General features: G+C 63.8%; 16 protein-coding genes. All 16 read right to left on the bottom strand.

Annotated features, from left to right (window positions below):
• Positions 1-297, bottom strand: a complete 297-nt coding sequence (locus NKI47_RS09580; RefSeq protein WP_352589476.1) for an AzlD family protein — start codon at positions 295-297, stop codon at positions 1-3.
• Positions 294-1,022, bottom strand: coding sequence for an AzlC family ABC transporter permease (locus NKI47_RS09575; RefSeq protein ID WP_352589473.1), 729 nt, complete (start codon positions 1,020-1,022; stop codon positions 294-296). Before NKI47_RS09575 ends, NKI47_RS09580 begins: the two co-directional genes overlap by 4 nt.
• A 122-nt stretch (positions 1,023-1,144) precedes the next feature.
• Complete coding sequence (locus NKI47_RS09570; RefSeq protein WP_352589470.1) at positions 1,145-1,837, bottom strand: DUF2461 domain-containing protein; 693 nt, start codon at positions 1,835-1,837, stop codon at positions 1,145-1,147.
• Positions 1,837-4,044 (bottom strand): NAD-dependent DNA ligase LigA, encoded by a 2,208-nt coding sequence (gene ligA / locus NKI47_RS09565; RefSeq protein ID WP_352589467.1) that lies wholly within the window; start codon positions 4,042-4,044, stop codon positions 1,837-1,839. Before ligA ends, NKI47_RS09570 begins: the two co-directional genes overlap by 1 nt.
• Positions 4,045-4,284: 240 nt before the next feature.
• Positions 4,285-5,958: a DNA repair protein RecN gene (gene recN, locus NKI47_RS09560; RefSeq protein ID WP_352589464.1), complete on the bottom strand. Its 1,674-nt coding sequence runs from the start codon at positions 5,956-5,958 to the stop codon at positions 4,285-4,287.
• 13 nt (positions 5,959-5,971) lie between these two features.
• Positions 5,972-6,841 (bottom strand): outer membrane protein assembly factor BamD, encoded by an 870-nt coding sequence (locus NKI47_RS09555; protein WP_023676756.1) that lies wholly within the window; start codon positions 6,839-6,841, stop codon positions 5,972-5,974.
• Between the two features lie 204 nt (positions 6,842-7,045).
• On the bottom strand, positions 7,046-7,993 hold the full coding sequence (lpxC, locus tag NKI47_RS09550) for a UDP-3-O-acyl-N-acetylglucosamine deacetylase (RefSeq protein ID WP_023676757.1): 948 nt from the start codon (positions 7,991-7,993) through the stop codon (positions 7,046-7,048).
• Between the two features lie 279 nt (positions 7,994-8,272).
• Entirely contained in the window at positions 8,273-9,943 is a 1,671-nt protein-coding gene (gene ftsZ, locus NKI47_RS09545) for a cell division protein FtsZ (protein ID WP_023676758.1), read from the bottom strand.
• 67 nt (positions 9,944-10,010) lie between these two features.
• Positions 10,011-11,318: a cell division protein FtsA gene (gene ftsA, locus NKI47_RS09540; RefSeq protein ID WP_023676759.1), complete on the bottom strand. Its 1,308-nt coding sequence runs from the start codon at positions 11,316-11,318 to the stop codon at positions 10,011-10,013.
• Positions 11,315-12,256, bottom strand: coding sequence for a cell division protein FtsQ/DivIB (locus NKI47_RS09535; protein ID WP_023676760.1), 942 nt, complete (start codon positions 12,254-12,256; stop codon positions 11,315-11,317). Before NKI47_RS09535 ends, ftsA begins: the two co-directional genes overlap by 4 nt.
• Positions 12,244-13,170, bottom strand: a complete 927-nt coding sequence (locus NKI47_RS09530; protein ID WP_023676761.1) for a D-alanine--D-alanine ligase — start codon at positions 13,168-13,170, stop codon at positions 12,244-12,246. Before NKI47_RS09530 ends, NKI47_RS09535 begins: the two co-directional genes overlap by 13 nt.
• Positions 13,171-13,485: 315 nt before the next feature.
• Entirely contained in the window at positions 13,486-14,451 is a 966-nt protein-coding gene (murB, locus tag NKI47_RS09525; RefSeq protein WP_031211769.1) for a UDP-N-acetylmuramate dehydrogenase, read from the bottom strand.
• Entirely contained in the window at positions 14,448-15,854 is a 1,407-nt protein-coding gene (gene murC / locus NKI47_RS09520) for a UDP-N-acetylmuramate--L-alanine ligase (protein WP_352456166.1), read from the bottom strand. Before murC ends, murB begins: the two co-directional genes overlap by 4 nt.
• Complete coding sequence (murG, locus tag NKI47_RS09515; RefSeq protein WP_352456167.1) at positions 15,851-16,975, bottom strand: undecaprenyldiphospho-muramoylpentapeptide beta-N-acetylglucosaminyltransferase; 1,125 nt, start codon at positions 16,973-16,975, stop codon at positions 15,851-15,853. Before murG ends, murC begins: the two co-directional genes overlap by 4 nt.
• A gap of 1 nt (position 16,976) precedes the next feature.
• Positions 16,977-18,128 (bottom strand): putative lipid II flippase FtsW, encoded by a 1,152-nt coding sequence (gene ftsW / locus NKI47_RS09510; RefSeq protein ID WP_023676765.1) that lies wholly within the window; start codon positions 18,126-18,128, stop codon positions 16,977-16,979.
• Complete coding sequence (gene murD, locus NKI47_RS09505; protein ID WP_352589460.1) at positions 18,128-19,528, bottom strand: UDP-N-acetylmuramoyl-L-alanine--D-glutamate ligase; 1,401 nt, start codon at positions 19,526-19,528, stop codon at positions 18,128-18,130. The genes ftsW and murD overlap by 1 nt, the downstream gene beginning before the upstream one ends.
• Positions 19,529-19,532 lie beyond the last annotated feature (4 nt).

Here is a 19,532-nt window from a genome sequence, read left to right as displayed (position 1 = left end):
TCAGCCGACGAGCTGCCGCGCGAGGATCAGCACGGCAGCACCCGCCAGGAACATCGCCATCAGGCCGCCGCGCAGTGAGACAAGGCCGGCGACGATCAAGGCTGCCCATTCCGCCGACCCGGCGCTGAGCGCCGCCGGCGCCACCAGCGTGGTCAGCACCGCCGCCGGCACGGCGTTCAGCCCGGCTTCGACGCGCGGATGGATATGGTCGAAGCGTGAGATCACCAGATGACCGCCGATGCGGGTCAGATAGGTTGCGATCGAAGCGGCGATGATGATCCACAAGGTCGTGCTCATGGCCGTGCCTCCACGCCGCTGTGGCGGGGCGGCAGGATGACGGCGAGCAGCACGCCGGCCAGCGCGCCGATGGAGACATGCCAGGGCGAGCCGACCGTTTTGTATGCAATGATGGAGGCGGCAGCGCTGGCGACGACCACCGGCAGCCACAGCGGCCGCTTACGGAAGCTCATGACCAGGCCGAGAAAATAGATCGGCAGCAGGAAGTCGATGCCCAGCGCGTGGGTGTCGGGAATAAGCTTGCCGAACATCGCGCCGAGCGCGCTTTCAATCACCCAGAACACATAGACCGGCAGCCCAAGCCCCATATACCAGGTAAACCCGACGGTCTCGCCGGCCTCCGCCTTGCGCTCGGCCACCGCGAACTGCGGATCGGTCAGCACAAAATAGCCTATCGCCTGCTGCACCAGCGGCCAATGCGCAATGCGCCGGCCGATGCCAGCCGAATAGAGGACATGGCGAAAATTCACCGCGAAGATCGACAGCACGATCAGCCACGGCGCGACATGCTGGCCGAACAGCTCGATGCCCACCATCTGGCTGGCGCCGCCGAACACCGTTGCGCTCATCAGGAACGCTTCGAGCACGGAAAACCCGTTGTCGACGGCGAGCGCCCCGAATAGTAATGCAAACGGCGCCGACGCCACCACGACGGGCATGCTGAGCCGCACGCCGTCCCAGAAATCGCTTTTCGCTCCGTTTTCGGAGATTGCTTCCGCCGACATCGATCGCTCCTTGGGAACGGCCGTATGTAGAGAGAGCGGCCCGGCTTGTCACACCAATTTGCTTGAGGCAAACGATCAGCGGAAATGATGGCTGAAGCGTCGCGGCAAGCTCCCTTCCGAGCCTAGCGCGGCGAAGCCTTGCCTTCGATCGCCCTGCCCCAGTCGAGCAGCGGTTTTGCCCGCATGGCGAAGTCGACAAGCTCGTCGACCAATCCAGCTCCGTAGATATCCGCCGGCTCGATTGCGTGCCGGACGGCAAAATGCCGGTTGCGGATCGCGGCAGCGAGATCGGGCTCGGCGATATGCTCGAAGCCGCGCGGCGTGCGCTTCATGCAGCCGTCCGGGTCGAACTCGAGGCCGTTCTTCTTCAGCGCCGCAACGAGGCTGCGGAATTCAGCGGACCGCTTCGCGATCGCGTTGCGCAGCGCCAGCAATAGCTCCGGTCCGGGCTGCCACCAGGCAACGGCGGCAAAGCAGCGCTCCAGCCCGATATGGACGTAAAACACGCCCTGTTCCATCTTGGTGCCGTCGGGCGAAAGGATCGCCGACAAATGCCGGTTATAAGGCCGTTTGTCCTTGGCGAAACGCACGTCGCGGTTAATCCGGAACAGCGACTTCTTGCGGTCGCCGCGCAGGCCGAGCCCCGCGGCCGTGAAGCGCTCGGAGAGCGTCTCGACCAGATCGCCGAAGGGATCGCGCAGGTCGCGCTCGAAAAGGTCGCGGTTTTCCAAAAACCACTCCCGGCTCTGATGAAAATCCAGCGCCTTGAGGAAGGGAATGGCCTTTTGCCCAAAACCGTTGAACGCAGCCGCCATCACCCGCCCTTGCCAATCCGCTGCAGCCAGGTGTCTTCGTCGATCACCTCGATGCCGAATTTGGTCGCCTCCTTCAGCTTGGAACCGGCGCCTGGCCCTGCCACCAGGAGATCGGTCTTCGCGGAAACCGAGCCGGCGACCTTCGCGCCGAGACGTTCAGCCATCGCCTTGGCCTCCGGGCGCGTCATCTTTTCCAGCGTGCCTGTAAACACGATTGTCTTGCCGGCGACCGCACTATTGGCTGAGACGTTCACAATGTACGGCTTCGGGTGGATCTGTGTGAGCAGCGCTTCAAGCACGGCGTCGTTGCGTTCATTGCCGAAGAAATCGCGAAGGGCGCCTATCACCGTATCGCCGATGCCGTTGATCGAAGGAAAAACGGTGTGTGGATCGGCTGCCGCTGCCGTCTCCTTGCCAATGCGGATCAACTCCTCGATCGTCGAGAAGGTTCGGGCAAGCACAGCGGCCGTCGTTTCGCCGATATGGCGGATGCCCAGCGCGAAGATGAAGCGATCGAGTTCGGGTTCGCGGCGGGCGTCGATGGCAGCGAAGAGCTTGTCGAGGCCGTCATAGTTGCGTTCCTCGACGCTGCGTACATTCTTGCGCGTTTTGCCCGATGCGGCCTCGCGCTGCCTGGCCTGCTCCTCCCGTCGCTCCGCCAGCGCCTTGGTGACGGCGGGACGGCGGTCCCGGAGAGTGAAGATATCGGCGGCTGTCTTGACCAACCCGGCATTGAAGAACAGATCTATGTTTTCGGCGCCCAGGCCTTCGATATCCATGGCGCCGCGCGACACAAAGTGGCGCAATCCTTCGACGGCCTGCGCAGGACAGATCAGTTCGCCGGTGCAACGTCGCCGGGAATCTTCCTTGCCGGTCTTCTCGTTGATCTCGCGCGTTGCCGGCGAGCCGCAGATCGGACAGTTGTGCGGGAATTCGTAGGGCACGGCATCTGGCGGACGCTTGTCGGCTACTACGCTGACGATCTGCGGAATGACGTCCCCTGCCCGCTGGATGACCACCGTGTCGCCGATACGCACATCATAGCCGTCGCGGATCGGCTGGCCGTTGCTGTCAAGACCCTTGATGTAGTCTTCGTTGTGAAGCGTGACATTTTCGACCACGACGCCGCCGACCGTGACGGGCGCAAGCCGGGCAACGGGCGCCAGCGTACCGGTACGGCCCACCTGAATGTCGATCCTGAGCACGGTTGTCATCGCCTGTTCGGCCGGAAATTTGTGGGCGACGGCCCAGCGTGGTTCGCCAGTGACGAAACCCCATCTGCGCTGCAATTCCAGCTGGTCGACCTTGTAGACGACGCCGTCGATGTCGTAGCCCAGCGATGAGCGCTGGGCCTCGATTAGGTGATAGTGCGCGACCAGTTCCTCGACCGATCTTGCCCGGACCATCAGCGGGCTGACCTTGAATCCCCACTCCGCGAATTTTTGCACGGAATCGTATTGGGTCGGAGCTGGATCCTTTGAAGTATAGCCCCAGGCGTAGGCAAAGAATTTGAGGTTGCGGCTGGCGGTAACGGACGGGTCCTTCTGGCGCAGCGATCCAGCCGCCGTGTTACGCGGATTGACGTAATCCTGGCCACCTATCGCCGCCGAACGCTGCTTCAGCGCCTCGAATTCCGCGTAGGTCATATAGACCTCACCGCGTATTTCGATGACCTCGGGCCAGTCCGATCCCTTCAAGGTCTTGGGAATATCGGCGATGGTCTTGAGATTGGCGGTGATATCCTCGCCGACGACGCCGTCGCCGCGCGTTGCTCCCTGCACGAACACACCGCCTTCATATCGCAGGGAAGCCGATAGCCCGTCGATCTTCGGCTCCGCCGTGAAGGCGATGTTCAGATCCTTGTCGCGGTCAAAGAATCGCCGGCCCCGTTCTATGAAGTCCGCGACGTCCTGGTCGGTATAGGCCTTGGCAAGGCTGAGCATCGGCACCGCGTGGCGCACCTTGGCAAAACCTTCCGCCGGCGGCGCGCCGACCCTGCGTGAGGGCGAATCCTCGCGCACAAGATGCGGGAACCGCTGCTCGATGGCGAGGTTGCGCCGCGTCAGCGCGTCATATTCCGCATCCGTGATTATCGGCGCGTCCTCGCCATGGTAGCGCCGGTCGTGCTCGGCGATCTCCTGCGCCAACCGCTTCAACTCGCTTGCCGCCTCGCTTTCGCTGAGCGAATCGACTGGTTTTTCGTCCATGCACTGCTCCCTCCACGGTGGCGCGACACAATAGAACAGGATTCTCTCATGAGGGAGAGACCAGACACGGAAAATCATTCCTGAACAGCAGGATGGAGCCATACCCTGACTCAGGTCGCGAGCGCCGAAAACGAACTCGCCTGGAGCAATTCCAGGAAAAGTGTGAAACGGTTTTCCGTCCGGAATTGCGCAAACAAAGAGGTAGAGCGGTTCGGCGTTTCCGTGAAACGATAAACCGCTCTAGGCTGCAGCGGTGTTCTCCCGCAGCAGCCGCTCGGCCGCCGCGCGCGCCTCGTCGGTGATGGTGGCGCCGGCGAGCATGCGTGCGATCTCTTCCTGCCGCGCCACCCGGTCCATCTCGGCGATGCCGGTCGAGACCCGGTCGGCCCCGCCTGATTTGGAGATCAGGAAATGAGTCGCCGCGCGCGCCGCCACTTGCGGTGCATGCGTGACCGAAAGCACCTGCACGCGGTTTGCCAGCCGCGCCAGCCGCTGGCCGATGGCGTCGGCAACCGCACCGCCGACGCCGGTGTCAATCTCATCAAAGACCAAGGTCGGCGCCGAGCCCCGGTCAGCGAGTGCTACCTTCAACGCCAGCAGGAAGCGCGAAAGCTCGCCGCCGGAAGCGACCTTCATCATCGGGCCGGGCCTGGTGCCGGGATTGGTGCGCACCCAGAACTCGACCTGATCGATGCCTTCTTCCATGCGGCTCTCGGCATCGCTTGCGATCTCGACGATGAACTCGGCCCGTTCGAGCTTCAGCGCCGGCAGTTCGGTCATCACCGCCTTGGTCAGCCCGACGGCCGCCGCATGGCGAGGCGACGACAGCTGGGCCGCCGTAATGTCATAGGCCTGGCGCGCCGCCGCAGCCTGTTTCTCCAGCGCATGCAAGCGCTCTTCGCCGGCGTCGAGATCGGCAAGGTCGGCAGCCATGGTGTCACGCAATTGTGCCAGGTCGTCGACGGCGACGCTGTGCTTGCGCGAGGCGGCACGCAGCGAAAACAGCCGCTCCTCAGCCTTCTCCAGCCGCTGCGGATCATATTCGGTGGCGCGAAGTGCTGCTTCCACGCCCGACTGCGCCGCGTCGAGCGAAAGCATCGCCTCGTCGAGCGATTTGACGACATCCTCGAGCAGCCCGGGCGCTTCGGTCACCTTGCGCTGCAGCCGCCTGAGCAGGCTGGCCAGTTGCGGCAAGGGCGAGGACGGCCCCGAGAGCACATCCTGGGCGTCGTGGATTTCCGAGGCGATCTTTTCCGCTCGCATCATCGCGGCGCGCAGTTCGGCCAGCTCCGTCTCTTCGCCCGGCTGCGGATCGAGCCTGGTCAATTCGGCGACCGCTGCACGCAGATAATCGGCCTCGCGGGCAGCTGCCTCGACTTTGGCCCGGTGCCGTGAAAATTCCTGCTCGCAGGTACGCCAATGCCGCCACGCCTCGCCGGTTGCCCGAGCAGCGCCGAGATGGCCACCGAAACTGTCGAGCAACTCGCGATGGGCGCCGGGATCGACCAAAGCGCGCTCGTCATGCTGGCCGTGGATCTCGACCAGCGCACGGCCGATGTCGCGCATCAGCGTCACGCTGGACGGCTGGTCGTTGACGAAAACGCGCGTGCGGCCGTCAGCCGTCTGGACGCGGCGCAGGATGATGTCGCCGTTGTCCTCGATGGCATTCTCGGCAAGCAGCATGCGAGCCGCGTGGTTGCGCGGCACGTCGAACACGGCGATGATCTGGCCTTGTGCCGCGCCATGCCGCACCAACGAGGCGTCGCCGCGGGCGCCAAGCGCCAGCGACAAGGCGTCGAGCAGGATGGACTTTCCGGCGCCGGTTTCGCCGGTCAGCACCGAAAGGCCGGACGAGAAGTCGATGTCCAGCTTCTCGATCAGAACGATATCGCGGATCGACAGCCTGGAGAGCATGGTAACGCGCCGCTCAGGCGCCGGTGATCAGCTTCCCGGCCTTGGAGATCCACGATCCGGCATTCTCGCGCGGCTCGAGCCCACCACTCTGCAGGAGCTTGTAGGAGTCCTTGTACCACTGGCTGTCGGGATAGTTGGTGCCGAGCACGGCCGCAGCGGTCTGCGCTTCCGACGTCAGCCCCATCGCATAGTAGCTCTCGGTCAGACGCGCCAGCGCCTCCTCGACATGACGTGTGTTCGAATAGTTCTCCACCACGTTGCGGAACCGTTTGACGGCCGCGATGTATTCGCGGCGCTCGAGATAATAGCGGCCGATCTGCATCTCTTTGCCGGCGAGCTGATCGTTGGCGAAGCGGATCTTCTCCTTGGCGTCGTCGGCATATTCGGACGTGGGCCAGCGCGTCACGAGGTCCTGCATCGTCTGCACGGTAAGACGCGCTTCCTTCTGGTCCTGGGTGACGTCCTTGATCTGGCGGTAGTAGCTCAGCCCGATAATATACTGGGCATAGGCCGCATCGTCGGTCGACGGGTACAGGGTCAGGTAGCGCTTGGCCGAACCGATCGCCTCGTCGTAATTGCCCTGACGGTAGTCGGCAAAGGCACCCATCACCATCGATTTGCGGGCGAATTCGGAATAGGGATGCTGGCGGTCGACAGCATCGAATTTGCGGCTTGCCTCCTGCAGTCGCCCGGCATTCAGATTGGCGAGACCCTGATTGTAGAGCACGTCGGCCGGCTCGGTCTGATCGACATAGGTCGACAGATCGACGTCCTTCTCGGACGACATGCAGGCCGACAGAAACAGCGATGGAACGACCACCGAAAGCGCCAGGAAAACAGCCCGCCGCAGCGCCTTCGATTGACCAACTCGCTTGAAAAACATGTTTGGATTCCGCCCTTTCGGCGTCATTTCAGTCGACGGCAGCAGCCATAAACCATAATTGCCTTGCCCGGCAACGCTATCCCCGGCCAATCGCACATTTTTGTGGCGGTTTGGCGCCACCTGGAAAGCTGTGTAATTTGGCCGGCCGGTGATGCATCCATGCAACACAGCTGATCGCGATAAGAGCCGCAAAAACGTTAAGAATCAGATCATCCAGGGCGCATAGAGGGGTGCGTTGACGGCGCTCATCTCGGCGGTACGCCCGCGCTCGCGGCGCGTCGTCTCAACGATCTCGAAAGCCGAACGGTCGGACAAGAGACGGCGCAGCGCTGCTGCGTTCAGCCTGTGGCCGCCACGATAGGAGCGGAAGCAGCCGATGAACCGGGCACCGGCGAGCGCCAGGTCGCCCATCGCATCCATCGTCTTGTGGCGCGCGAACTCGTTGGGATAGCGCAGGCCTCCCATGTTGATCACGCGGTTGTCGTCGCCGATCACCAGGGAGTTTTCCAAAGACGAGCCGAGCGCATAGCCTGCCGCCCACAGCCGCTCGACGTCCTTCATGAAACCGAAAGTGCGGGCCCGCGCGACGTCGCGGCGGAAAATGTCAGCGTTCATGTCGGATGCAAAAAGCTGGCGCCCGATCGCCGGGCTTTCGAAATCGATCTCGATCTCGAAGCGCGTGCCGTCATAGGGCCTGAACTCCGCCCAGCAGGCGCCGTTCTCGATGCGAACCGGCTTGACCACCCTGATGTAGCGACGCTTGACCGGCAGCGTTTCGATGCCTGCCTGGTCAATGGCCTCGACGAACATCACTGCGCTGCCGTCGAGGATAGGCACCTCATGGCCGTCGATTTCGATGACGAGATTGTCGATTCCAAGCCCGAAAAGCGTCGCCATCAGATGCTCGACCGTGGCAATGTGCTCGCCATGCGGATCGCCAAGCATGGTGCAGAGATCGGTGGCGCCGACCTCGGAGACGAGCGCGCGAAATTCGTGGCTTCCGCTTGCATTCGAGAGCTGGAAGACGACACCCGTATCGGCATCCGCCGGCAGGAAATGGACGGTGACCGGATTGCCACTGTGAACGCCGATGCCAGTCAGCGTCGCGCGCGATTTAAGTGTCGTCTGATAGTCGTGCAAAACAATCCCCATAGCCCACGCTGCCTAGGTCCGCTTCATCTGCCCTGAGGGCGCGGCTCTTGATTGATCGGCAGGCAGGGCCACTTCCCCGAGACTCCCAGCAAACCGACTTTGGTCGGTGGCGAAGATAATGGTCCCGCGGGGAGTCTCCAAATCACGGTTTCTTACTCTTTGTAACTGCGGTCCAGCGCGGGATTGCCCCATAAGTCCTTGTTTTACAATCACTTTTAAAGTTAACAGGCGAACAGTTTCCTGCTCGCCTGTTAATAACTGTTACGAACCGTTAACAGATCAATTGGCCTGTCGGCGCAGGAAGGCGGGAATCTCCAACTGATCGTCTTCCTGGACAGCCCGGCTCTGCGGCGTCAGTCGGCCCTGCTCGTCCAGCTGGCCGCGGCGCGGCGCGTAAAGCTGCGGATCCTGGCTGGCAAGGCGGCGCACTTCCGCCGGCGCCTGGCGCAGTTTCGGTTCGCGAGGCTGCGCCGGCTGCAGCCTTGCAGGCTCCTCTTCGCGGCGGGTCAAGCCGTTGGTCAGGCGCTTGAGCAAGCCCATCGGGCCGCTGTTTTCGTGGTCGGCCGGGCGCGCCTTGGCTTCCACTTCGGCCTTCACCTGCGGCGGGAAATCCTCGACCCGCGGCATGCGCTGGGGTGCTGCGGCAACCGGCTGCGGCATTTCACGATGCGGAGCAGGCTGCATCGCTTGCTGAACCGCTGGCTGCATCATCGGCTGCGGCTGAGCCGGAGGCGCCTGGAAGATCTTGCTCTGCGGACGGAAGTCTTCCGCATGCGCGACCGGTGCCGGGCGGGCCTGCGCCATCGCTGCCGCATTCGCCTCGGCGAGCTGAATGGCCTCGGCGACCGGATCGGCAGCACGTGGTTCATAGATCGGCTGCTGGACAGGCGCCGGGCGCATTTCCGTGACCTGAGCCGCCGGGCGGCTGACCGGCTTCGGCGGAGCCGTGCGGATGGCGATCGGCGCGGCAGCGATTTCGGCCGCCGATTTGTCGATGCCGGTGGCGACCACCGACACGCGGATAACGCCTTCGAGTTCCTCGTCGAAAGTGGCGCCCAGAATGATATTGGCATCCTGGTCGACCTCTTCGCGAATGCGGGTTGCCGCCTCATCGACTTCGAACAGGGTCAGGTCGCGGCCGCCGGTGATCGAGATCAGCAGGCCCTTGGCGCCCTTCATCGAGGTCTCGTCGAGCAGCGGGTTGGCGATGGCGGCTTCCGCCGCGGCCATTGCACGGCCCTCGCCCGAAGCCTCGCCAGTCCCCATCATCGCCTTGCCCATTTCGCGCATGACCGAGCGGACGTCGGCGAAGTCGAGATTGATCAGGCCTTCCTTGACCATCAGGTCGGTAATGCAGGCAACGCCCGAATAGAGCACCTGGTCGGCCATGGCGAAGGCATCGGCGAAGGTGGTCTTGTCATTGGCCAGCCGGAACAGGTTCTGGTTGGGAATGACGATCAGGGTATCGACGCATTTCTGCAGTTCCTCGATACCCATGTCGGCCGTCTTCATGCGGCGCTGGCCTTCGAAGTGGAACGGCTTGGTGACGACGCCGACGGTAAGGATACCCTTTTCGCGGGCAGCGCGGGCAACGACGGGAGCCGCCCCGGTGCCGGTGCCGCCGCCCATGCCGGCAGTGACGAAGCACATATGCGTGTTGGAGAGATGATCGATGATCTCGTCGATGCACTCTTCCGCCGCCGCGCGCCCGACTTCAGGCTGCGATCCGGCGCCGAGACCCTCGGTGACATGCGCGCCGAGCTGGATCAGCCGCTCGGCCTTCGACATCGTCAGTGCCTGTGCGTCGGTGTTGGCCACCACGAACTCGACGCCGCGCAAGCCGGCGGTGATCATGTTGTTGACGGCATTGCCGCCGCCGCCGCCGACACCGAACACGGTGATGCGCGGCTTGAGCTCGGTGATGTCCGGCTTCTGCAGATTGATGGTCATTGTCTTCGTCCTTTGCCTTTCCCGCCGCTTCGCCGCCGCGGCCGCCTATGGGGCTGTCCCCGTCAAATTAAAAACTGTCTCTCAACCACTGACTCATTCGATGCAGTTTTCCGCCTGTTCCGGTCATCCGAAGACCGGAAATTCCCTTCGCCGGGCGGCTCTCGAAGCTCGCCATCTGCGGGTAGATCAGAAGCCCGACGGGCGTCGAAAAAGCCGGCCCCTTGGCCGCCTCGGGCAGGCCTGCCACGCCAAGCGGGCGTCCGATGCGCACATTGCGGCCGAGAATGCGGCGTGCTGCTTCGGGCAGGCCGGCAAGCTGGCTGGCACCGCCGGTCAGCACCACACGCTTGCCGACGGCGTTGCCGTAGCCGGATTTGTTCAGCCGGTCGCGCAACAATTCCAGCGTCTCGTCGATGCGGGCGCGGATGATGCGCGTCATCACCGAGCGCGGGATCTGCAACGGCACCTCGCCGTCCTCGCCGATCGGATGGATGGAAACCAGGTCGCGGTCGTCGGCACTGCCAGGCAGCGCCGAGCCATGCATCACTTTCAGCCTTTCGGCGGCATCGAGCGAGGTCGACAGGCCCTTGGCCATATCCAGCGTGACGTGGTTGCCGCCGATCGCGATGGCATCGCCATGGACGAACTTGCCTTCCGAAAACACCGAGATCGTCGTCGTGCCGCCGCCCATGTCGATGCAGGCCGCGCCCATTTCGAGCTCGTCGTCGACCAGCGCAGCAAGCCCACTGGCATAGGGCGTCGCCACCATGCGTTCGACCGACAGATGCGAGCGGTTGATGCAGAGCTCCAGATTGCGCAAGGGCGCTGCGTCGCCTGTCAGCACGTGCATGTCGACGCCAAGCTGGTCGCCAACCATGCCGCGCGGATCGCGCACACCGCGCTCGGCATCCAGCGAAAAGGCTACGGGAAGCGAATGGATCACCTCGCGCTCGGCCCGCAACGCCTGCTTGGCGCCGGCGGCAAGCACCCGCTTGATGTCGGCCTCGTCGGCCTCATGGCCGCCGAGATTGATGGTGGCCGAAAAAGCCTCGCTCTTCAGCCGGCCGGCAGTCATGTTGACGATCAGCGAATCGACCGTCAGTCCCGCCATGCGTTCGGCGGCGTCGACGGCAAGACGGATGGCGTGCTCGGCACGGTCGAGATCGATGACGACGCCCGATTTCACGCCTTGCGATTTCTGGTGGCCGATGCCGATCACCTGGACGCGATGCGAGCGGCCGCGCAGCAGCTTGCCATCGTCGCGCGGCTTGAGTTTGGCCACCACGCAGCAGACCTTGCTGGAGCCGACATCCAGCACCGTCAGGATGCCGGACCGGCGCGACGAGGCATCGCTATTGCCGCCAAGCCAGCTCATATCTTCGTCTCCGGCTTGCGCTTCAGCATCTTGGGCTTTTCGTCGAGCGCGGCTTGGCGCTGTGTCGCCGCTTCCGGCGTCAACTGGACGACCAGACGATCGGAAAGGCGCATGTCGACGGCGGCGATGTCGCGCGTCAAAAGCCCGTTCTCGTGATCCATCCTGACCAGGTCGGCAATCGCCTGATCCTCACCGTCTTCGGGAAGCTTGATCGTGATGCCGTTTTCAAGCTTGAGGTCCCAGCGCCGTTCGCCGATGCGGATATAGCCCTTGATCCGCGCGGCGAGCTCCGGATAATTCTTGATCTTGGCTAGGAAATCCGGCGCTTTGGCCGGTGCGCCGGTGCCGATGATCAGCGGCAGCAATATCTGTTTGCCGCCGGAGAACGGCGCAATGACGGTGCCGGATTTCTCGATGACCGAAAGCGCGCTGCCTTGCTGCCACAGCGCGAACGGCTCGCGCTCCTCGACGCGCACTTCCAGCGTATGCGGGTAGACCTTGCGCACTGCCGCGGCTTCGACCCAGGGTAGCGTGGTGATGCGTTCGCGCGCGGCTTCGGCATCGAAGCCGATCAGCGAGGTCCAGCCGTCGAGTTCCAGCCTGTCGAGAATATCGATCTCGGACGTTTCGCGGTTGCCGACGACCTTGACCTGGTCGACGGCAAAGCCGGTGCGGGCGGTGACACTCTGGACGATGGCGTCGGAATATCCGCCGAGATAGGCGCCATAGGCACTGCTCGAAACAAGCAGTGCCGCCGACAGCATGGCAGCGCAATAGGGCGGCGCTTCGAAGTCGCCTTCGCCGAGGCGCGCCAGCACGCGCACCGGCCGGCGGAGCAGGCGCGGCAGCACGAAATGGTCGAACGACAACGGCATGCCGAACAGCGCCGGCCCGGCCGCGCCCTTCCCGTTGCCCTGTCCCCACTTCAACGCAGACACGAAGCGTCCTCCACCATCCAACTCAACAAATCGCCGAACGAGTGTCCCGCTTGCGCGGCGATTTCCGGCACCAAAGACGTCGGCGTCATGCCCGGCTGGGTGTTGACCTCGAGCCAGACAATTTCGCCGTTTTCGGAGTGACGATCGTCATAACGGAAGTCCGACCGGGAAACGCCCCGACAGCCGATAGCTTGATGAGCCTTGAGTGCCAGTGTCTGTATTTTTTGGTAAATATTCGGTGAAAGTTTTGCCGGGCATTCGTGTTTTGATCCGCCCGCGACGTATTTTGAATCATAGTCGTAAAAGGAATGGCCGGTCGGGATGATCTCGCAGACACCGAGCGCCACATCGCCCATCACCGCGCACGTCAATTCCCGCCCGTGCACATAACGCTCGACCATCACCGCGTCGCCATATCTCCACTCGGACGAGCCGATGATCTGCGGCGGATGCGACTGGCCTTCATGCACGATGACGACGCCGAAGCTCGATCCTTCGTTGACCGGCTTGACGACATAGGGCGGCTTCATCGGGTGCTTGTTCTGGATGGCGAAGCGATTGGCCACCTTCGATTCCGCCACCGGAACGCCGGCCGCCTTGGCGACCTTCTTGGCCTGTTCCTTGTTCATCGCAAGCGCCGAGGCAAGCACGCCGGAATGGGTGTACGGAATGGCGAGGTACTCGAGGATGCCCTGGATGGTGCCGTCCTCGCCGAAGGGGCCGTGCAGCGCATTGAAGACGACGTCAGGCTTGAGCTCGGCGAGCACCGAGCCGATGTCACGCGAGACGTCGACGCGGGTGACCTGGTAGCCCTCCCCCTCCAGCGTATCGGCGCAGGCTTTGCCCGACGACAGGGATACGGGCCGCTCGGACGAGAATCCCCCCAGAAGGACGGCCACGTGCTTGCTTGTCATTCCCCGTCATTTCCTCTCACAGCAGGCCTGCACCATCATGCATGGCCCGAAAAGCATCGCGCGCACTCAAATGCGCCCGAGCAACTTCGCTCCCGTGTTTCCGCAACATTGAGTCCGAGTCTCCCGGCAGGTTGCCCCCCCAGACGGAAACGCGAGTAACGCGTCGAAACGACTCAAATCAGGAAACGCTTCAGGGCAGAGAATCAGAGAGTTGATTCGCTGGCAAGTGCTTACGATTCCGATGGATTCACTTTCCGCAAAAACGGCAGCAAAATGTGAATTCATGAGTCCGAAAGGCAACGGCGGTCAGCTTGCCTAAAGCAACTGCCCGAGAAATTCCTGGACGGCATGGCCCGGCCGAAAATTACCGATGCGCTTGATCTCCCACTGCAGCCGGATACCTGATCTTTCGAGCACGCGCGCACGCACCGTCTCACCGAGATATTCAAGCTCGTAGCCCGTGGCGGTTCCGGTGTTGATCATGAAGTTGCAATGCATCGGCGACATCTGCGCCCCACCAACCATCAGGCCGCGGCAGCCGGCCTTGTCGATCTCCTTCCAGGCCGAGGTGCCCTCAGGATTCTTGAAGGTAGAGCCACCGGTCTTTTCGCGGATCGGCTGCACGGTCTCGCGATGGTTCTGGACAGCATCCATCGCGGCCTTGATCGCCGCCTTGTCCTCAGGAATGCCTTCGAGCAGCGCCGACGTGAAGATCAGCCCGGACGGCGCCGCTGAATGGCGATAGGCATAGCCCATATCGGCATTGCTCAGCGTATGAACATTGCCCTTGCGGTCGAGTGCCCGCACCTCGACCACGCGCTCGCGCGTCTCGACGCCATTGGCGCCGGCGTTCATCCTCAGCGCTCCGCCAATGGCGCCGGGAATGCCGTGGTAGAAATGAAAGCCACCGATGCCTGCCTCGTAGGCAACGGCCGCAAGGCGCTTGTCGGGTGTCGCGGCGCCCGCCTTGATCGTGGTCGGCGCAATTACTTCGGTCTCGCCAAAGCCTTTGGCCGAAAGCCGGATGACAAAGCCCGCAATGCCGCCGTCACGGACAAGCAGGTTCGAGCCGACGCCGACGATGGTCAGCGGAATTTCCTCCGGCACCGCCTTCAGGAACGTGGCAAGATCGTCCTCGTCGGCCGGCTGGAACAATGCGTCCGCGAGCCCGCCGGCTCGAAACCAGGTGATCTTGTCCATCTCGGCATTGGGCGTGATGCGGCCGCGCAGTCCGGCAAGCCGGTCGCCAAGCTTCTCGATCAACGCCTGGCCGCGCATCATGAGATGGTCCCGCCGAGTTCCTTGGGCAGCGCATAGGCCCATTGGGTGATGTTGCCGGCGCCGAGGAAGACGACGAAATCGCCCGGCTTCGCCACCTCGCGCACGATCGGCGCAATCGCCGCCGGACCTTCGATGTAGCGTGCGTCGCGATGGCCGCCGGAGCGGATGCGCGACACCAGTGCGTCGGACGTAACGCCGTCGATCGGTTCCTCGCCGGCCGCATAGACGGGCGCCACCATTACCGTATCGGCGTCGTTGAAGCAGACGGAAAACTCGTCGAACAGATCGCGCAGCCGGGTGAAGCGATGCGGTTGGGTAACGGCGATGATGCGACCCTTGGTAGCGCTGCGCGCAGCTTTCAGTACCGCCGTGATCTCGACCGGATGATGACCGTAATCGTCGAACACATCGACACCGTTCCACGAACCGGTATGGGTGAAGCGCCGCTTGACGCCCGCGAAAGACGACAGGCCCTTCTTGATTGCCTCAGCCGAAAGGCCGAGCTCATGCGCGACGGCAATCGCCGCCGTCGCGTTGGAGACATTGTGGCGCCCGGGCATGGGCAGCCGCAGGCCTGATATCGTTATCTGGCCGTGCGTCTTGCGGTCGCGGATCACCACGTCGAATTCCGAGGTCGGGCCGTCCATGCGGTGATTGGTGAAGCGCACGTCGGCCTGCGCATTTTCGCCATAGGTGATGACGCGCCGGTCCTCGATGCGGGCGACCAGCGCCTGCACCTCGGGATGGTCGGTGCACATCACACCAAAGCCGTAGAACGGCACATTCTCGACGAACTGACGAAACGCTTCGCGCACTTTGTCGAAGGAGCCGTAATGGTCGAGGTGCTCGGGGTCGATATTGGTGACGACGGCAATCTCGGCCGGCAGCTTGAGGAAGGTGCCGTCGCTCTCGTCGGCCTCGACCACCATCCATTCGCCGTCTCCCATGCGGGCATTGGTGCCATAGGCATTGATGATGCCGCCATTGATTACCGTCGGGTCGAGCCCGCCGGCTTCGAGTAGCGTCGCCACCATCGAAGTCGTCGTCGTCTTGCCATGCGTGCCGCCGATCGCGACCGCCTGCCGGAAGCGCATCAGCTCGGCCAGCATTTCGGCGCGCCGCACGATCGGCAGCAACTTCTCTCTCGCCGCCTTCAGCTCCGGGTTGGATTTCTTGATTGCGGTGGAGACGACGACCACTTCGGCCTCGCCGAGGTTTTCGGCCTGATGGCCGACGAAGCATTCGATGCCCTTGTCGCGCAGCCGCTGCACATTGGCGCTGTCAGCCTGATCGGATCCCTGCACCTTGTAGCCGAGATTGTGCAGCACCTCGGCGATGCCGCTCATGCCGATGCCGCCAATGCCGATGAAATGCACGAGGCCGATCGTCTGTGGCATCTTCATGCGTGCGTCTCCTTCCTGAATTCCGAAACGGATTTCCTGGACGCAATAGCCTCTGTCAGATCGGCGAGCAACCGCGCCGCGTCGGGTCTTCGCACCGAGCGGGCCGCCGAGGCCATGGCGGCGAGCCTGTCGCCGTCGCCCAGCAACTCCACGATCTCGCCTGCGAGCGCCGCCGCGTCGAGGCCGGGCTGGCGCCGCATCACCGCGCCCCCCGCATTGACGAGGATCTGTGCATTGTGGCCTTGATCGTCGTCGAGGGCATGCGGAAGAGGCACGAGGATGGCCGGCCGGCCGATCACCGAAAGCTCGAGCACCGTCGACGCGCCCGAGCGTGAGACGACGAGATGCGCGGCGGCCATGCGCGCCGGCAGATCGGAGAAGAACGACGCGACCTCGGCCTCGATGCCGAGAGCGCGGTAGTGCTCTCTCACCCGCGCCTCGTCCTCGCCGCGTGCCTGCTGCACGATGCTCAGCCGCGAGCGCATTGCGCTGGGCATCGCCGCCACCGCCTCAGGCACAGTGTCGGAAAAATAGCGCGCGCCCTGGCTGCCGCCGAAGACGAGCAGCCGCAGCGGTCCGCCGGGCTCGGGCACGGCATAGGGCCTGCCGGCCACGTCGAGCACCGCCTGCCGGACCGGATTGCCAGTCTCCACGATCTTGGCCGAGAAGGGACCGGAGGCCTTGAGGAAGCCCCCCGCAATCGCCGTCACCCGCGGCGCGAGCGCCTTGTTGGCGCGGCCCATTACCGCGTTCTGCTCATGGATCAGCGTTGGCGCACCGCGTCGCGTCGCCGCGAACAGCGGCGGCAGCGTCGGATAGCCGCCGAAGCCCACCACCGCATTCGGCCTCAGCCGGGCGATCAGGGCGGACGACTGGCGGAATCCACGCCACAGGGTCCAGAAGGTCCGCGCGACAGTCAGCGGATTTCTCGACCCGAAGGTAGCGGAGGCGATAGCGTGGACGCCGTCGCCGGGGAACCTGCCGGCATAGCGCTCGGCGCGGTCGTCGGTGGCCAGATGTACCGCCCAGCCGCGCGTCTTGAGCTCATGTGCCAGCGCCTCGGCCGGGAACAGATGTCCGCCGGTTCCGCCTGCCGCCAGAAGGATGACCCCCTTCGCCATCTCACTCCGCCGGCATCGCACGCGGCGACGGCATGAAGCCCAGCTGCTTGCGCTTTTCCGGGCGCTTGCGCGTCAGCGCCAGCACCATGCCCATCGAGATGGCGATCGCGATCTGCGAGGAACCGCCGTAGGAAATGAACGGCAGCGTCATGCCCTTGGCGGGCATCAGCTGCAGATTGACGGCCATGTTGATGACCGACTGCAGGCCGAAGACCGTGACCAAGCCGCCAACCGCATAGCGTGTGAAATCGTCCTGCTCCTTGAGTGCCGTGTTGAGGCCGCGCAGCACGATGAACCCGAAGATGGACATGATGAAGAAGCACATGATCAGCCCGAATTCCTCGCCGGCGACCGAGAAGACGAAGTCGGCATGGCTGTCGGGGATGACCCGTTTGACGGTGCCCTCGCCCGGCCCGACGCCGAACCAGCCGCCATTGATCAGCGCCTCGCGGCCCATGTCGACCTGGAACGTGTCGCCCTCGCCGGTCATGAAGCGGTCGATACGGCCGGCAACGTGCGGGAACACTGCATAGGCGGCGAACACGCCGCCGACGCCTGCAGCACCCAGCGCGACGATCCACAGCCACGGCAATCCGGCCATGAAGAACATCACCCCCCAGGTGCCGAGCACCAGCATGGTCTGCCCAAGGTCAGGCTGCGCCACCAGCAGCGAGATGACCAGTGCAAGCAGCAACATGGCGAACAAATTGCCCGGAATGTCGGGCTGGCGCTTGTGCTCGGCGAACAGCCAGGCGCAGATGATGACGAAGGCCGGTTTCAGGAACTCGGACGGCTGGATCGACAGGCCGGCTAGCGACACCCAGCGCCGCGCGCCCTTCACCTCGACGCCGATATAGAGCACCGCCACCATCAGAAACAGCATGATGCACAACATGACCAGCGCCATGCGCCGGATCTGCCTGGATTCAAGGAACGAGACGGCCAGCATTACCCCAAGTGCCGGAATGGTGAAGATAATCTGGCGTGTCGCGAAGTGGAAACTGTCGAGCCCGATGCGCTCGGCCACCGCCGGGCTTGCGGCGAAGGACAAAACGATGCCGAGCCCCATCAGCGACAGGAACGCCGCCAGGAACCAGCGATCGATCGTCCACCACCAGGTCGCCACAGGGCTTTTGTCGAGACGGCTTTGCATTATCGTGTCCCTCCGATGGGCTTCACGCCATCAATGGCGGTTGCGGCTTGCCTGAACGCCTCGCCGCGGACTTCGAAATTCTTGAACTGGTCGAAACTGGCGCAGGCCGGCGACAGCAGCACCACTGCCTCGCCGCTACTATCCCTGGCCGCATCGCGGGCGGCGTGTTCGACTGCCGCCGCCAACGTGCCTGATATCTCGTAGCGCACCGCTTCGCCCAGCGTCGCCGAAAAGGCCGGTGCGGCTTCGCCGATCAGATAGGCCTTGGCGATGCGCGGGAAGAAGCCGCGTAACGGCTCGATGCCGCCCTCTTTCGGCAGGCCGCCGGCAATCCAGTAGATACGCGCAAAGCTCGACAGCGCCGGTGCAGCGGCATCGGCATTGGTCGCCTTGGAATCGTTGACGAACAGCACATGCCCTTTGCGGCCGACTTGCTCCATGCGGTGCGCCAGCCCAGGGAAACTCTCCAGTCCGGATTGGATCTCGCCGAGCTCGAGCCCGACCTTGAGGCAGGCGGCGGCGGCGGCCAGCGCGTTCTGCGCATTGTGCTGGCCGCGCAACGAGCCGATGTCTTCGAGGAAGGCGACACGGCTGTAGCGGCCGTGCACGGCTTCCATTAAGTTGGTGCCGTCAGCGAAATAACCGTCGGTCAGCGGCAGGCGCTTGGAGACGCGGATGACCTGCCGGCCGGCCCGCTCCAGCCGATCGGCGATCTGGGCGCACCAGGAATCGTCGACACCGATGATTGCCGTCTCGCTGCCGGCCACCAGCCGCTCCTTGATCGAGGCGTAGTGTTGCATCGTGCCATGGCGGTCGAGATGGTCCGGCGTCAGGTTGAGCAGCACACCGGCCGTCGGATTGATCGAAGGGGCAAGATCGATCTGGTAGGAAGAGCACTCAACCACATAGTGCCGTTCAGGCTGCGGCGGATCGAGCGTCATCACCGCGCGGCCGATATTGCCGCCCATCTGCGTGTCGCGCCCAGCCGATTTTAGGATGTGCGCCGTCAGTGCCGTGGTCGTCGACTTGCCGTTGGTGCCGGTAATGGCAATGAAAGGTGCTGCCGGTGCCAGCAGCATCCGCTCGCGGCAGAAAAGCTCGATGTCGCCGATGATCTCCACGCCTGAGCCCCGCGCCAGCTCGACGGTCCAGTGCGGCTTGGGATGCGTCAGCGGCACGCCGGGCGACAGCACGAAGGCGGAAAACCTCGCCCAGTCCGCACCGCGCAGGTCCGCTGTCGTGATGCCGACCGCGCCGGCCTTGGCGACGCTATCGGGATTGTCGTCCCAGGCCAGCACATCCGCGCCGCCCTCGATCAGCGCGCGCGCCGTGGCAATCCCCGAGCCACCGAGCCCGAAGAGCGAAACGCGCTTGCCTGAAAAGGATGCGGCGGGGATCAAGCGG

Source organism: Mesorhizobium sp. M0633 (assembly GCF_040320645.1).
Taxonomy (GTDB): Bacteria; Pseudomonadota; Alphaproteobacteria; order Rhizobiales; family Rhizobiaceae; genus Mesorhizobium.
This window is presented reverse-complemented; position numbering and strand designations above follow the sequence as displayed.